This window comes from Glutamicibacter sp. FBE19 (assembly GCF_015524875.1).
GTDB classification, from domain to species: Bacteria; Actinomycetota; Actinomycetes; order Actinomycetales; family Micrococcaceae; genus Glutamicibacter; species Glutamicibacter halophytocola.
This window is the reverse complement of sequence record NZ_JACKQN010000003.1, coordinates 84718-100167: the sequence shown is the minus strand read 5'-3', so window position 1 is coordinate 100167 and position 15450 is coordinate 84718. Positions and strand designations below refer to the sequence as shown.

The following is a 15450-nucleotide window of genomic DNA, read 5'->3' as shown; positions in this document are numbered from 1 at the left end:
GTCCGCTAAGAGGAGCATCTACTGCGGCCGACAGTGGCGAGTATAGTAACCGGAGCATGGCTTCAGAGATCCACGTCGCAGATTCTTGGTCTGCTTGGTCAGTCGCCATTTTCAAACTTCGACGAGTTGGATTCAAGAATATGCAGTCTGACTCTTCAGCGATGGGACTCACACCTAGGACTTCACAGCCGGCCACGGATTAGCAGGTCCACCCGTTAAACTTTGAGCAATCGACAAACACCCATACATCTTGAAGCGAGATCCGAACGTGCCTGACGTAAATAGGGATAGAAAAATGTCAATCCGACAAAAAGCAGCATTTGCACTTGTGCTGTTCGTTGTATTGGCTGTCGCCCTTATTCCCGCTATCCAAGGCATCGTCTCGGCTAACAGCCACGCTGTCGATGCAACTCCGAGCGCATCACCCACACATCCTTCCGGGGCAAATAATTTTGACCGGGTGCTGTTTGCAGGGGACTCGATCAGTGTTGGCCGCGACGCACGGCTACTACCTCAAAGCTTCCGCGCCATCACGTCACGGAGGCTCAGGACGACCGGAACCCAGTCCATCACAACCGTGGCCAAATCTGGAGCGAAGTTGAATTACATCGCCCATAGCAAAGCCATGCCCAAGGACCTTGATCTCGCAATCATCGAGCTGGGCACAAATGACGCCGGTGGCAATACACCGACCGTTGCCTTTCGCAAGGAGTACCAGAATTATCTGAAAAGGATCAAGGCCCACTCCCCTTCAGTAGAATTCGTCTGCTTGGGAATCTGGTACCGTCCAGAAACTAAAATCGCGCAGGATCTGGATACCGTCATCAAAGAAACCTGCGCACAAAACAGTGGAATCTTCATTCCGTTGTCAGACCTTTACACAAATACCCAGAATCGCGGGCCACGAGGAACGAAGACGTGGAAGGGGAAGTCCGACTTGTTCCACCCCAACACGCAAGGGCATTTGGCTATAGCCAAAAAAATCATCAAGGAATTATCCTTGCCCGCATCCTAAATTAAGGGCGGGCACAATTCTGATGTCACCAGAGGGCATCCCGCTCGCGTAGGACCCGACACACCGATTCTTGAAGATGATCGAAGATGATCTCAATCCAGAGCAGAACGACTCGTTTCGAGACAACAATGGCGACCTAGTCCTAGAACTAGGTCGCCATCACTTAATAAAAACCGCAAAAACAGCTTGGGGACAAAGGCTGCCAGAACGTCCGGCGAAGCAGTCCGCGCCTAATTAATCGTCGATCTTAGCAACGAAATCTTTCAGCCAAGCCTTCAGGCCGGCGCCAAGATCCTCGTGATCTACTGCGAGGGTGATGTTGGCCTGCAGGTAGCTGAGCTTGTCGCCCGTGTCGTAGCGGCGACCGCGGAATATAACTGCGTGAACGCCGGAGCCTTCCCCTTCAGCGGAAGCCAATACTTGCAAAGCGTCAGTGAGCTGAATTTCGTTGCCACGACCTGGGGCGGTGTGCTCCAGAACTTCAAAGACGCGCGGGTGAAGCAAGTAGCGGCCGATAATTGCCAAATTGCTAGGCGCCTCGTCTACGGCAGGCTTTTCTACCAGACCATTGACCTTGACGAATTCTTCGCCTTCGACAGCTGAAACATCAGCGCAACCATAGGCGCTGATCTGCTGCGGCTCCACCTCCATCAATGCGATGACCGAGCCACCCGTCTTCCGCTGCACGTCGGCCATGATTGAAAGAAGCTCATCGCGCTCGTCTATCAGGTCGTCACCGAGCAACACTGCAAATGGCTCGTTTCCGACGTGCTGCTTGGCGCAAAGGACTGCGTGACCGAGCCCCTTGGGATCTCCCTGGCGAACGTAGTGAATATCGCCGAGGTGAGTAGCTTCGTGGATTGCGTCCAGTTTCTTCTTGTCACCCTTGGCTTCCAGCGAGTACTCCAGCGAAGGAACACGGTCAAAGTGGTCTTCCAATGCTCGCTTGCTACGACCCGTAACCATCAGCAAGTCAGTGAATCCTGCCTTTACTGCCTCGGACACGACGTACTGAATTGCAGGTTTATCGACTACCGGCAGCATTTCTTTCGGCATTGCCTTAGTAGCTGGCAGGAATCGAGTTCCGAGTCCTGCGGCTGGAATGACTGCCTTGGTGATGGCCCGTTGATTCATATTAGGAAAACCGTCCGAGTTGGTTTGAGGGAACTTTCAAGGGTCTCATCTTATATCTACCCTGTGTAATTACAAATTACATTGAGATGCGATCAGCGCAGCAGCCGTTTCATGACGGCGCGCGGAAAGTACTCCGCGACATCTCCGCCCAGCGATTGCACTTCCTTGAGAAGCGACGACGACAAGTGCGTATACCGGGAATCAGCCTGCAGAAATACGGTTTCGACACCGGTCAAGTGCCGATTCATCGTGGCCATTGGGATTTCGTAGGCATAGTCGACCGTGCTTCGAAGCCCCTTCACGATTGCCTCGGCTCCGTGCTCTTTGCAAAACTCGGCCAATAGTCCTTGGTCCATCGGAATTGCGCTGACGCCGCGCAGTCCGCCCACGGTTTCCTCGACCATGGCCACTCTCTCATCTTCGCTAAAGCGGTATTTCTTCGAGTAGTTGGTGGATACCGCTACGATCACCTCGTCAAAAAGGCTGGCCGCGCGCGCGATGATTTCGACATGACCATTGTGAATAGGGTCAAAGGAACCGGGACATACTGCTCTTCGCATGAATTGAACTTATCAAGGATTGGCGCCGATTGTTGGAACTTCGGTGAATGTCCCGTAACGATTCGTCGACTCAATGAATAACATTTAACTGTGGCACGTCCATAATGAACCTATGAGCATTTCCATGACTCCTTGGCAGAGAACAGCACACGGCGCGAATTTGCTAGACGCATCCGGCCAGCCCGGGGTGACCATCTTTGAAGAGATTACCGCTCTTGCCAATCAGCATGAAGCCATCAACCTGGGTCAAGGATTTCCGGATACGGAGGGCCCAGCCGAGATTCGGCAAATCGCCGTTGACGCAATACTTTCCGGCGCAAATCAATATGCGCCCGGTTCCGGAATCCTCCAACTGCGCCAAGCCATCTCGGAGCACCAGAACCGTTTCTACTCATTGGATATTGATCCCGAGACCGAAGTAGTCGTCTCCACCGGCGCAACCGAAGCCATCGCGGCGGCGTTGCTGGCCTTCTTGGAACCCGGCGATGAAGTGGTGACCTTCGAACCGTACTATGACTCTTATGCAGCAATGATCGGCTTGGCCAATGCGCAACACAAAGTCGTTCAGTTGAAAGCTCCGGCTTTTGAGCCGAGCATAGAGGAACTGCGTCAAGCCGTCACAGACAAAACGCGGGTCATACTCATCAACAATCCGCATAACCCAACAGGAACGGTGTTCTCAACACAGGTCCTCAATGAAGTCATTGCCCTGGCGCACAGGCATGACTGCATCATTGTTGCCGACGAAGTCTATGAACATCTGACGTTCGGTACCAAACATGTGCCAATCGCCAGCTTGCCCGGCGGCTTCGAACGCACAATTACAATATCTTCCGCCGGCAAGTCGTTTTCATTTACCGGCTGGAAAGTCGGTTGGGCAACCGGTCCAAAGAACTTGATCACCGCGGTTCGCACCGTAAAGCAATTCCTCACGTATTCTTCAGGCCCGGCTTTTCAACCTGCTGTCGCCAAGGCCCTGGACCTGCCGGTGGCCTTCTTCGAAGGTTTCGCCTCTGAACTGGCAGATGGCGCGCAAATTCTTGCCGACGGACTTGAAAACGCGGGTATTCCGGTGATCAGGCCCAAAGGCACGTACTTTCTTGTGGCAGATATCAATAGCTTCAGGCATAGCGACGCCATTGAGGTCGCTCGCAAAATGCCGGCATCGGTGGGAGTTGCTGCTATTCCCTTGTCAGTTTTCGTGCATCCAGAAAACGTATCCAGCTACCAAGGGTTGCTGCGCTTCGCATTCTGCAAGAAACCCGAGGTCCTCTCCGCTGCGGTTGGGAAACTGCAGCTGCTTCCCGAGGTCCTGAACCGATGAGCAATAAGACACCAAAACGCTGGCTGGGATTCGTGCAGGAACATGCCACGATCTACGATGACGACCTGATCCCTGGTTCAAAAATCCTGGCTATTGGCGATGCCCCGCAATCACACGTCAATTTGGCGCACCCTGAGGATGTCTTCTACGAATATTTGGCACGCATTGCCAATCACCTGCAGGTATTGCGCAGTCCCGAAAAGCCATTGAGGATGCTTCATCTTGGTGCAGGAGCACTAACTTTGGCGCGCTGGGCCAGCATTGCTTACCCAGCGAGCAGCCACGTGGCGGTCGATATTGAACGAGAACTTCTCGATTTTGTCATCACGCAATTGCCCCTGCCTGCCAACTGCAAGCTCACACCACTCGTGGCCGATGCCCGATCGGTTTTGGCTGAGGAACTTGCCGGAGAAAAATTCGATGTAATCGTTCTCGACATCTTCTCCGGGCCGGAGGCGCCCGAGCATCTAACAGTCCCCGAGTACTACACCGAACTCAGGGAATCACTGGTTGCCGACGGGTTGCTCTTCGTCAACGTCGGCGACGATCCCCCCTTGCGATTCACAAAATCACAAGTTGCAGCGGCACGCTCTGCTTTTAACTTTGTGATGCTCAGTTCAACCCCGGAGATGTTTACGCAAAGATACCCGGGCAATCTCATCCTCACCGCTTCAAGGCAAGAGATTTCCGAGGATCTGGTCCAGCGTTGCCAAGACGCCGGACCCTATCCTGCAGAAGTTCGCTCTGGCCTAGACCTCGACAGGTTCAGCAAACCATAGGTGAGTTTCTCCGTACTTCTTGTCGGAGAAATTCACCAACTGGCTTGGCCATTGCGGTTCTGGGGAACGGCTCGAACGTTCAATGACGATGGTCGCGTCTTCGGCCAGGATTTTTGAGATTTTCTGCAAAGTTACCGCGAGCTCAGATTCGGTCAGCGGATACGGCGGATCCAGCAGGACCAAGTCGAAGGTTCGGCTGGGCAGACCAGAAGCAGCATTCACATAGCTGTCCAATACGGCATCAACCGAGCCTCGTTGAACAGAAACCGTTGTCGTTTTCAGCACCTTATTGACTAGTGCCGCGTTTTGCTGGCAGACGCTGGCCGCTTTGGGCGCCTTCTCAACGAGAACTACCTGTCGTGCTCCCCGGCTAGCGGATTCAATTCCCAATGCGCCCGAACCCGCGAAGAGGTCCAGGACCCGTGCCCCGGCAAGAAGGTCCCAGCTTTCAAGGCGGGAAAAAAGCGCCTCCTTGACCCGATCCGTTGTTGGTCGAGTCGCGTCCCCGGGAACCGATTTCAGCGGCTGACCGCCAGCTGCACCAGCAATAATTCGGCTCATTCCACTCTCCCCTGCTAATTCTTGTTCAAGAATTCTTTGGTTGACTCGTCGGCCCATGCTCCGGCTATTTCCACAAGACGCGGATACTTTTCTTCCCAATCCGGCATCTTCATCAGCGCATCGACATGGTTGCGCGCTTGCTCGATGAGCGTACGGTCCTTGATGATGCTCAGTTCCTTCAGGGACGATTGTCTGCCTGACTGCTGGACGCCCAGGATGTTCCCTTCCCGCCGTTCTGCCAGGTCTGCCTCCGCCAGTTCAAAACCATCCATCGTGGACTCAATCGTTTTCAAGCGCAAGACGGAAGCATGGTCAGCATCGAGCCAGGTCGACATCAGGCAGGTACCCGGCAACCCGCCTCGTCCTACACGCCCGCGCAGCTGATGGAGCTGCGAGATCCCGAATCTCTCTGCGTCCATGATGACCATCAGTGTCGCGTTGTGCACGTCAACGCCAACCTCAATTACCGTTGTCGAAACGAGTATGTCAATTTCGCCTCGGGCAAAGGAATCCATGACTTGTTGTTTCTGCACGGAATCAAGTTGCGAATGCAAGGCCTCTATGCGGATACCAGCAAACTCGGGCATGCCAGCCAACTGCTCTGTCATCGCCTCGACGCTCATGGTTTGGCCAGATGGCTCATCATAGGTTGAAAGAAGCACGCCTTGCTCTGCAGCAGTATCCGTAATCCGCGGGCACACCACATAGACCTGATGTCCCTTGGAGACTTCTTCGGTCATCCGCGAATATAACCGCTGGCGATACCCGGAAAGCTGCATGGGAACAATATGCGTTTGAATCGGGGCACGGCCAGCGGGCAGGCGCTTGATAGTTGATGTATCCAAATCGCCGAAGACCGTCATGGCGACCGTTCGAGGGATCGGGGTCGCAGTCATCACCAGCGTATGCGGGAGGGCATCGCCTGATTTTGCCCGCAAGGCATCGCGCTGTTCCACCCCGAATCGGTGCTGTTCATCAACAACGACCAGCCCAAGTTCGGCAAATTGGACTTGGTCACCCAATAGGGCATGCGTACCGATAATGAGGCCGGTTTCCCCGCTAGCTATGCCCAGCAGTGCCTCGCGTCGTTGAGCTGTTTTTGCCGAACCCGTCAGCAGCGCAACTCCGGTGCCTTCGCCTTCGCCGAATAGGCCTGGCTCCGCCAGCGCACCGAGCATTTTCTTGATGGATGCAAAGTGCTGTGCGGCGAGCACTTCGGTGGGGGCCAAGAGGGCTGCCTGGCCGCCGGCATCAATGACCTGGAGTATCGCTCGCAACGCAACGATGGTCTTTCCCGAACCCACTTCACCTTGCAGCAGGCGATGCATCGGGTGGGCCTGTGACAAATCAGCAGCGATTTGATCCCCGACTTGGAGCTGATCCACGGTCAGGTCGAAGGGCAGCTGGCTTTCGAATCTCTCGGCCAGCCTCCCGGCAACCCGGGGACGGGCAATCGCTGGCTGTGTGCCCAGCTGGCGGCTGCGCTCAGCCAGTGAAAGCTGGAGAATGAATGCTTCTTCAAAAGCAAATCGCTGCCTCGCGATGTAGGCGTGCTTGATCTCACGAGGTGCATGGCGTTCTAAAAAGGCCCTGTGGCGTTCGGGATAACGATGGGAGCCCAGGACTTCCTCGGGAAGGAACTCAGGCAGGTTGTCTTCTGAAAGGTGTGGGAGCAACAGACCCATCAAATCGCGGATCCGCTTATTCGGCATCTTCGCTGAAGCCGGATAAATCGGGATTGGACGAGGATCAGCTTGCGAGGCTTCGTCAAGAACAGCATAGTCCGGCTGGCTCAACTGGAGGTGGTCCTGGTACCAGCCCACTTTTCCGCTGAACATGGCGATCGTTCCAACGGTCAAGTCCGTGCGTGCCTGGTAGCCGTTGAAGAACGTCATTTTCAGTTCTTGCCCGCCTGAGCTGAGCTCATCGCTGACCGTCACCTCGAAAATGAATCCGCGGCGGGAGTGCATCTGTCGCTGGCTGACGTCGACTACTTGCGCGACGACGGTGACATGTTCATCGAAAGGCAGCTCCGCTATGGGGGTAAGTTCGCCCACCTCAACGTAGCGACGCGGAAAGTGCCAGAGGAAATCCCCCACCGTTGTGTAGCCAAAAACCTTTTCCAAGGCCTGGGCATTCTTGCTGCCCAGGTAGCTGGCAAGCTCTGAATCCTCGAATTGCACAGAAGACTGATTAGTCATCGTGAGTGCAGAGGTCGGTTACGCTGACATTCACCGGTTCACCATACTTGCCAATGAGTTCAAGCGCGGGCTGGGCTTCATCGACATGCACGTGCACACGCCATCGATATGTATCTTCTTCCAGCTGATTCACCGGAGACATGATCACCGAGTTGCCCATGGCATCCAGCTGGCCGCGCAAGGTCGCTGCGCCCAGCGCGTCCAGCGAAACGGTGCACATTACTTCTACGCCCGATTCTGCCTCGCGATTCAGATGCACATGGGGGTCTTGGATCTTATAGCCGTGGAAATCCTCATAAGAGGTAAAGTCGGTGTCCGCGTTGCGGATTGCAGCGCATAATTCATCAATGATGATCAGCATGCCCACGGCACCGGCGTCTACAACACCTGCTTCAAGCAACGGCGCAAGCTCAGTTTCGGTACCTTTGACCGCAAGCTGCGCGGCCTGCTTCATCTGAACCAATAGCGTGTCCAGTGCGGCACGGCTTTCATGGTCGGTTTTGATATGGGCCAGCGTAGACCCAGCGGCCAAAGCGATCGCATTGATCACCGAAAGCATGGTGCCCTCCACCGGTTCACTCAACGCGGACCAGGAACGGACTTTTGCCCGCTCCAGGCCGAGGGCAAGCAATGGAGCCGTCAAGCGCTCGTGCCCAATCCACGGTTCGCTCAGGCCGCTGAGGAATACGGCGAAAAGGGTGCCGGAGTTGCCGCGCGCTGATTCCATTGAGGCTCGCGCGGCAACTTCGAGAAAACCACCGATGTCGTCACTTTCCAATTCACTGACAGCATCATGGCCCGCCCGCGCGGTGAGGTAGAGATTGCTCCCTGTATCGCCGTCGGCCACCGGGAAAACATTGATGGCATTGAGCCGGTCAGAATGGTTCCCGAGACTCTTGACGCTCCTCGCAAGCCATTCGTTAATGGCACGCACGGAAGTATCGAGCTTCTGGGGGGTCATGGAAAGTTGGTCCTTAAGTGGTATTACTGTGACAGGTCTGTTGACGCTACGAACTCGTCCACAGTGTCATTCTGAAGCGCCTCGCCGAACTTGTTGATGGTTTCCATATCTGGAATCACAATCGACTGGCCATCAGCGGAACGCCCCGGGCCATTGTTCGGAAGGGTGAAGAACGTCATGTCGTCAGAGCGGATATTAAGCATTGACGAGGCGATTCCCGCAATCTTAGCCGAATCCAAGGTGTCATCAACTGCGACATACGGCGCGATCTCGCTAACAACATTCTGGATCTTTGACGGGCTCGTCAAAGTTTCCTTCGACAGTATTTGACCGATCAGGGCCTTGACGAACAGCTGCTGGTTTTTCACGCGGCGGTAATCGCTGCCGCCGGCGCCGGTGAAGGCCTTGCGCTCGCGAACAAAGGCCAGGGCGTTATCGCCATCGAGCTTTTGAACGCCCTCCGGGAAGTAATATCCCTTGGCGTGTACCGGAGTGAAAGCGATCGGATTATCGATCGTCACGCCGCCAACGGCGTCAGTCAGTCCCTTGAATCCTTCGAAGTCAATCGAAGCCACATGGTTGATGCGGATGCCAAAAAGCCCCTCGAGGGTCTCTACGGCCTTCGGCACGCCACCACTGGCAAATGCACGGTTGATCTTGGCCGTTCCAACGCCCGGAATGTCCAGCCAGGTATCGCGCATGATCGAAGTGACAAACACGTTCTTTCGATCTGACGGGATGTGAACCAGCATCATCGTGTCGGAACGGCCGCCGTTGGGAAGCGTTGCAAAATCATCGCCTTGCTCATCTTCGGAGCGCTCTTCACGAGTGTCCGTTCCGAGCAAAAGAATATTGATAGCATCCTTGGATTCGTCCTTGACCTCGGGACGAGTTTCCTCAGCCGGGAAAGCATCAGCAAGCTTGTTGCTGTTTTCATCAAAGGTGCGCGCCAGGTTCCAGGCGTAGAGCCCGGCAACCAGCGCTGCGATCACCATTACGGATAGAACACTTAAAAGTACTACACGCCCAGTGCGCTTCTTCTTTGTATGCTGCCTTGCTGGCTGCTCTTCGAAGGACATATGCTACCTTTCACAGTTTCAACTCAATACATCTTATCTTTCAGATAGCCGATGTACGCTTATAACGTGTCTAAAATCAGTGTCACAGCCCGACTGTCACCAAAACTTAATCCAAAAGCAGGCCAATTAGTCCGCAGCGCCATAGTTGGAGCGCTATTTTTGCCTCTTCTCACCGCATGCTCATCTGTGGCAGCTGTGGATGCGGCTCCGGATGCTTCCAATCCACTCTGCGCAGACATGATGGTAGTTCTTCCAGACGTTATCGGTGATGCTGATCGCCGCACCACTACGTCACAGTCGACCTCCGCGTGGGGCGATCCATCCAAAGTGGTTTTGCGTTGTGGTGTTCAAGTGCCGACACCCACCTCTGACCCATGTGTTTCGGTCAATGATGTTGATTGGGTTGCCCACGAAGACGACAAGACCGGAATATGGACGCTGACGACGTACGGCCGTACCCCGGCGACCGAAGTAGTCCTTGATCCGAATGTCATTCCTTCAAGCACAGTGCTCGCGTCACTCGCTGATGCCGCAGCAAAAATTCCGGCGCAGAAGGCCTGCGTCAGCGTGGATAAATCAGAGCAGCTGTAGTCAACAGGCTGTATACGCAACTAATAATGGTGTGGTGCTCCGAATGGAGCACCACACCATTATTAGTTGGCTATCGAAAACTTACCGCAGCCCGACGTTTCGTTCAGTTGCCAGGGCAATGAGCTCATTGATCAGCTCACGGTAGTCAATGCCGGTCTTGCCCCACATCTGCGGGTACATGCTTGAGGGCGTAAAGCCTGGCATGGTGTTGATTTCGTTGATGATCCATTGGCCATCCGGCGTATAGAAGAAATCAACACGCGAAAGGCCCTCGGCATCCAAGGAGTCAAAAGCCTTGACTGCAAGCTCGCGAATTTCCGCGGTGGCCTCTTCGCTGAGTTCTGCAGGACAGCTCAATTGCGCAGCGGCGCCATCTACATATTTGGCCTCAAAATCATAGAATGTGTGGCCGTTATCCGCTACGACAATCTCGCCTGGCAAAGACGCTCGCGCGGCAGAACTGCCACGGCCTTCCAGCACTCCGCATTCGATTTCACGACCGGCAATTCCCTGCTCGACAATCACCTTGGGATCTTCGGCGCGTGCAAGCTCCACTGCAGCTCGAAGCCCAGAAGGAACGTCGACCTTGGTGATGCCGACAGACGAACCGGCACGGGCTGGCTTCACGAACAGCGGGTATTCCAAATGCTGGCAACGGGCCAGGGCCGCCTCGCTGTCCCGTAGCCACTGCTTGTTGGTGATAACTTCATACGGGCCGACGTTGAATCCGGCCTGTTCAAAAATCACCTTCATGAAGTGCTTGTCCATGCCCATGGCGCTGGCGGCGATGCCCGAGCCGACATAAGGCACTCCAGCGGTTTCCAACATGCCCTGGATCGAACCGTCCTCGCCGAAGGGACCGTGAAGCAGCGGGAAGACAACATCCACTTCTGAAATTTCAGAAATCTTTGCGTTCCCGAAGGCCTGGAGCGACGTCTTATTCGGTTCGGGAGACAGCTGTACAGGGTGGTCAATGGAAGAAATCTCGGGCAGCTGTCCGGAGTCCAGTGCCCATCCTTCCGGATCCTTGTCCAACAGGGTCCATCCTCCATCGCGGGTGATACCCACGGGAATGACGTCAAAGCGTTCACGGTCAATGGCGTGCATAACGCCGGCCGCGGTGACGCAGGATACCGAGTGCTCAGAAGAGCGTCCTCCAAAGAGGAGCAGGACACGAAGCTTGCGATCGGTCATCAGTTCAGTTCCCCTTCGGATTTCAGTTCACGTGACAGCAGGCGCGCTGCCATGTTTTCAACGCTCAATGAGCCTTCAAGCACCATGACAACTGCTTCGGTAATTGGCATTTCGACTTCATGGGCACGAGCCAGATCGAAGACTGCACGGGCCGACTTGATGCCTTCGGCAGTTTGGGACATGCGGTCGTTGACTTCATCCAGGAAAAGTCCCTGCCCCAGCAACCGTCCAGCGGTGTTGTTGCGCGAGAGCGAAGAAGAGCAAGTTGCCACCAGGTCGCCGAGGCCCGACAGGCCAGCCAAGGTATCCAAACGCCCGCCAAGCGAGAGCACAAGCCTGGTGGTCTCGGCCAAGCCACGGGTGATCACCGTGGACTTCGTGTTGTCTCCCATGCCCATGCCATCGCACATGCCAACAGCGAGGGCGATGATGTTCTTGACGATGCCGCCAAGCTCCACGCCCAACACGTCATCGTTGGTGTAAGGGCGGAAATATGGTGCAGAGCAAAGCTCAGCGATCCACTGTGCAGTTTCCGGATCGGTGCAGGCAACCACCGAAGCCGTTGGCTGCTCGCGGGCGATTTCCATGGCGAGGTTCGGTCCGGACAGCACCGCTACGCGTTCCTCAGGGAACTGGGTAACTTCGGCAATCACTTCACTCATGCGCTGATCGGTACCGCGTTCAAGGCCCTTCATCAGCGAGAGCAGCACGGCTTCTGGCTCAAAGTACTTCTTGAAAACGGCCAATTCGCGGCGCAGCGACTGAGATGGGATAGCCAGCACGACCAGGTCCGCGCCCACCAGGACTTCGCGCTGGTTTGAGGAAGCCGAAATGTTGGCCGGAAGCTTGGTCTCGCGAAGGTACCGGGAATTGGTGTGGCGTTCATTGATCTCGTGGGCTGCGTCATCCCGGCGCGCCCAGATCTGCACTGGAATGCCCTGGTCCGCAACGGAGTCAGCCAATACCTTGGCAAAGGTGGTACCCCAGCTGCCGGCACCCATCACGGCGATCTTACGTGGAAGCGGCTTTGTCATTATCAGTCCTCTAGAAAGTGATGATGTGGAGTAATGATTAATTATCCGGTTTTTCGAAGCTGCGGCCAGTTTGCGCCTGACCGTGTTCGCTGGGGTCCCAGCGCTTGGCTGGCGGTTCTTCTTCACGCAATTCAGCCTGCAAACCAGTGATCGCATCCATGATGCGGTTGGTGGCCTCCTGGAGCACGGTGCGAGTTCGAGGTCCTTCCCGCAAGTCATCCAAGTTTACCGGCGCCCCAACAGATACGGTCACGTGCTTGCGCGGGAAGAGATACATCTTCTTGGAATATCTCGGCAATAGCTCCTGATCGCCCCAATGGGCCATGGGCACAACCGGTGCGCCAGTCTGCAAGGCAAGACGTGCGGCACCGGTGCGGCCAATCATTGGCCAAAGGTTTGGATCCCTGGTGAGCGTGCCTTCGGGATAGATCACGATTACTCCACCGGCATCCAGGACCTTCTGGGCCTGCTTCAGGGATTCAGCAGCGCTAGCTGAGCTCCGGGAAACCGGAACCTGCCCGGTGGTGCGCAAGAACCAGCCGAGTACCGGCGGCTTGAAGAGCGACTCCTTGGCAAGCCAACGGGGAAGCCTGCCATTGCTGTAAATCGCGTGTCCAACTACCAGCGGATCAATTTCAGTCAGGTGATTGGGGCAGACGATGTAGCCACCTTGCGGAAGGTTTTCAAAACCCTTCCATGACCTGCCAATCAGCCCGTTCATCACTGGCCGGACAATTCCTGCCAGGACTGAAAAGACTCGCTTGGTTTTTGCAGACTCCCCCGGAGCCAGGATCTTAACCACGGACAAGATCCCCTTTTTTAGTTGCTCAACTCAACATTGGCGCCCAAGCTCTGCAGCTTGTCCATGAAGTGCTCGTATCCGCGGTTGATGATTTCAATACCGGTGACACGGCTGGTTCCCTCGGCAGCTAGTGCTGCAATCAGGTGGGAGAATCCGCCACGGAGGTCTGGAACGTCAATGTCAGCGCCGGTGAGCTTGGCAGGGCCTACGACAACAGCGGAGTGCTTGAAGTTGCGCTGGCCAAAACGGCAAGGAGTGGAACCGAGGCAGTCGGTGTGCACCTGGACCGTGGAGCCCATGCGCACCAGTGCGTCAGTGAATCCGAAACGGTTCTCGTAGACGGTTTCGTGGATCACGGATACGCCCTTGGCCTGGGTCAGCGCGACAACCAGCGGCTGCTGCCAGTCAGTCATGAAGCCCGGGTGAACGTCGGTTTCCAGGATCAGCGGGTTGAGGTCTCCGCCTGGGTGGTAGAAGCGAATGCCGTTGGACTTGACCTCGAATTCGCCACCGATCTGGCGGTAGACGTGAAGGAAGGCAGTCAAGTCGCGCTGCTGCGCATCCTGCACGAAGATATCTCCCTTGGTGACCAGTGCCGCTGAAGCCCATGACGCGGCCTCATTGCGGTCTGGCAGGGCGGTGTGGTCAAAACCGGTGAGCTGGTCAACGCCCTGAATGCGGATGACGCGGTCACGGTGCACGGAGATGATGGCGCCCATCTTCTGCAGCAGCGAGATGAGGTCCAGGATTTCCGGCTCAATGGCTGCGTTGCTGACTTCCGTGACGCCCTTGGCGCGAACGGCCGAGAGCAGTACCTGTTCGGTGGTGCCGACGCTTGGGTACTGCAAGGAGAGCTTGGCACCGGTCAATCCGTTGGGAGCAGAGATGCGGATGCCGTCTGGAGCCTTGTCCACCACTGCGCCGAATTCGCGCAGGACCTCCAGGTGGAAGTCGATTGGACGGTCGCCAATGCGGCAGCCACCAAGATCAGGGATGAACGCTTCGCCCAGCGAGTGGATCAGCGGTCCGCAGAAAAGAATGGGAATGCGAGAGTCGCCTGCATGGGCATCAATGGCCTGGTTGGAGGCTGTCTTGACTTCGGTTGGATCCATGGTGAGATCACCGGTGGTTGGGTCCTGGTCAACCTTGACACCATGTATTTCAAGCAAGCTTCGTACTACGACGACGTCTTTGATTTCCGGCACATTGCGCAGAACCGAAGGAGTGCCACCAAGCAGAGCTGCGACCATGGCTTTTGGCACTAGGTTCTTTGCTCCGCCGACTCGTACGGTGCCCTCAAGTGGAACACCACCATGGATCGTCAAGATCTTACCCATGTATGAATTACCTCATCGCGTAGTCGTTATCGCCCGCCGAAGCTTCTGAGCTTTCGAACTGGCAGGACTAAGCAAGCATACCGCTTATATACCCGCTGGTATGTTCAGTTCATCCCGTGGCGCACACATTGTGAGCATGCTTTCAGCCACGTCACGACACTGAGCGGCGCGTGCGTCCCAGGAAGAGCAGAAGGCCCGCTCTCCCGCTATAAGAACGGAGAAGAGCGGGCCTATTATTCCAGCTTGGAGAAGAATCTCTTAATCAGCAGTCAGCGCAGGCAGTGTCTGGGGCTTGTGTGCCGGACGCCGGGCTTCGTAGGCCGTGATGGCCTCTTCCTGCTGCAGGGTCAGGCCAATATCATCCAGGCCCTCCATCAAGCGCCAGCGGGTGTAGTCGTCGATCTGGAAGGGTGCCGAAATCGAACCGCAGGCAACGGTGCGGGATTCAAGATCCACGGTCACGGTCGTGCCTGGATTGTTTTCCAGCTCTTTCCAGATCAATTCGATGTCGCTTTGCGCAACCTCGGCTGCCACCAATCCCTGCTTGCCGGAGTTGCCACGGAAGATGTCGGCAAATCGGGCTGAAATCACGGCTTTGAAGCCGTAATCCTTCAGTGCCCAGACAGCGTGTTCGCGCGATGAGCCAGTACCGAAGTCAGGTCCCGCGACCAGCACGGATCCGGCATTGAACGGCTCCTTGTTGAGGATGAAGTTCTCGTCGCGGCGCCAGCCGGCAAACAAGGCGTCCTCGAAGCCGGTGCGGGTGATGCGCTTGAGGTACACGGCAGGAATGATCTGATCCGTGTCCACGTTGCTCTGCCGCAGCGGAACACCAATGCCGGTGTGGGTAATAATCTTTTCCATCGTGGTAATCCTTT

General features: G+C 55.8%; 15 protein-coding genes. 4 read left to right on the top strand and 11 right to left on the bottom strand.

Features of this window, described 5'->3' with window-relative positions; all coding sequences use genetic code 11:
• Positions 1-295: 295 nt before the first annotated feature.
• Positions 296-1015, top strand: a complete 720-nt coding sequence (locus H6F58_RS06260) for an SGNH/GDSL hydrolase family protein (RefSeq protein ID WP_195181353.1) — start codon at positions 296-298, stop codon at positions 1013-1015.
• 234 nt (positions 1016-1249) lie between these two features.
• On the opposite strand, the gene galU is transcribed toward H6F58_RS06260, so the two are convergent.
• Together galU and coaD are read right to left on the bottom strand one after the other, a co-directional pair.
• Positions 1250-2149, bottom strand: a complete 900-nt coding sequence (gene galU / locus H6F58_RS06255) for a UTP--glucose-1-phosphate uridylyltransferase GalU (RefSeq protein WP_195181352.1) — start codon at positions 2147-2149, stop codon at positions 1250-1252.
• A 92-nt stretch (positions 2150-2241) separates the two neighbouring features.
• The gene (gene coaD, locus H6F58_RS06250; RefSeq protein ID WP_146274992.1) at positions 2242-2709 is read right to left on the bottom strand and encodes a pantetheine-phosphate adenylyltransferase; all 468 of its coding nucleotides are present in this window, start codon (positions 2707-2709) and stop codon (positions 2242-2244) included.
• Positions 2710-2821: 112 nt separating this feature from the next.
• Here coaD and H6F58_RS06245 point away from each other — a divergent pair, with 112 nt between their 5' ends.
• Positions 2822-4033, top strand: a complete 1212-nt coding sequence (locus H6F58_RS06245; protein ID WP_146274991.1) for an aminotransferase class I/II-fold pyridoxal phosphate-dependent enzyme — start codon at positions 2822-2824, stop codon at positions 4031-4033.
• Positions 4030-4812 (top strand): fused MFS/spermidine synthase, encoded by a 783-nt coding sequence (locus tag H6F58_RS06240; RefSeq protein ID WP_146274990.1) that lies wholly within the window; start codon positions 4030-4032, stop codon positions 4810-4812. The genes H6F58_RS06245 and H6F58_RS06240 overlap by 4 nt, the downstream gene beginning before the upstream one ends.
• Here the strand turns inward: H6F58_RS06240 and rsmD are convergent.
• The 4 genes from rsmD to H6F58_RS06220 are packed head-to-tail and all read right to left on the bottom strand — an operon-like array spanning position 4783 to position 9530.
• Entirely contained in the window at positions 4783-5373 is a 591-nt protein-coding gene (rsmD, locus tag H6F58_RS06235; protein WP_146274989.1) for a 16S rRNA (guanine(966)-N(2))-methyltransferase RsmD, read from the bottom strand. The genes H6F58_RS06240 and rsmD overlap by 30 nt on opposite strands.
• 14 nt (positions 5374-5387) lie before the next feature.
• A complete protein-coding gene (locus H6F58_RS06230) occupies positions 5388-7574 on the bottom strand; it encodes an ATP-dependent DNA helicase RecG (protein WP_146274988.1) in 2187 nt (728 codons plus the stop codon).
• Positions 7567-8535, bottom strand: coding sequence for a DAK2 domain-containing protein (locus H6F58_RS06225; RefSeq protein ID WP_060701432.1), 969 nt, complete (start codon positions 8533-8535; stop codon positions 7567-7569). Before H6F58_RS06225 ends, H6F58_RS06230 begins: the two co-directional genes overlap by 8 nt.
• 23 nt (positions 8536-8558) lie before the next feature.
• Entirely contained in the window at positions 8559-9530 is a 972-nt protein-coding gene (locus H6F58_RS06220) for an LCP family protein (protein ID WP_236995293.1), read from the bottom strand.
• A 243-nt stretch (positions 9531-9773) separates the two neighbouring features.
• Here H6F58_RS06220 and H6F58_RS06215 point away from each other — a divergent pair, with 243 nt between their 5' ends.
• Positions 9774-10205 carry a DUF3515 family protein gene (locus H6F58_RS06215; protein ID WP_244652423.1) on the top strand — a complete coding sequence of 144 codons (432 nt, stop codon included), beginning with the start codon at positions 9774-9776 and terminating at the stop codon, positions 10203-10205.
• A gap of 81 nt (positions 10206-10286) precedes the next feature.
• Here H6F58_RS06215 and H6F58_RS06210 read toward each other — a convergent pair whose 3' ends face one another.
• The 5 genes from H6F58_RS06210 to leuD form a co-directional block, all read right to left on the bottom strand.
• Entirely contained in the window at positions 10287-11399 is a 1113-nt protein-coding gene (locus tag H6F58_RS06210; RefSeq protein WP_146274985.1) for a D-alanine--D-alanine ligase family protein, read from the bottom strand.
• A complete protein-coding gene (locus H6F58_RS06205; protein WP_244652388.1) occupies positions 11399-12433 on the bottom strand; it encodes an NAD(P)H-dependent glycerol-3-phosphate dehydrogenase in 1035 nt (344 codons plus the stop codon). Before H6F58_RS06205 ends, H6F58_RS06210 begins: the two co-directional genes overlap by 1 nt.
• A 37-nt stretch (positions 12434-12470) precedes the next feature.
• Positions 12471-13235, bottom strand: a complete 765-nt coding sequence (locus H6F58_RS06200) for a lysophospholipid acyltransferase family protein (RefSeq protein ID WP_348536378.1) — start codon at positions 13233-13235, stop codon at positions 12471-12473.
• Positions 13236-13252: 17 nt separating this feature from the next.
• Complete coding sequence (gene murA, locus H6F58_RS06195) at positions 13253-14572, bottom strand: UDP-N-acetylglucosamine 1-carboxyvinyltransferase (RefSeq protein ID WP_060701428.1); 1320 nt, start codon at positions 14570-14572, stop codon at positions 13253-13255.
• 258 nt (positions 14573-14830) lie between these two features.
• A complete protein-coding gene (gene leuD, locus H6F58_RS06190) occupies positions 14831-15436 on the bottom strand; it encodes a 3-isopropylmalate dehydratase small subunit (protein WP_060701427.1) in 606 nt (201 codons plus the stop codon).
• Positions 15437-15450: the final 14 nt, after the last annotated feature.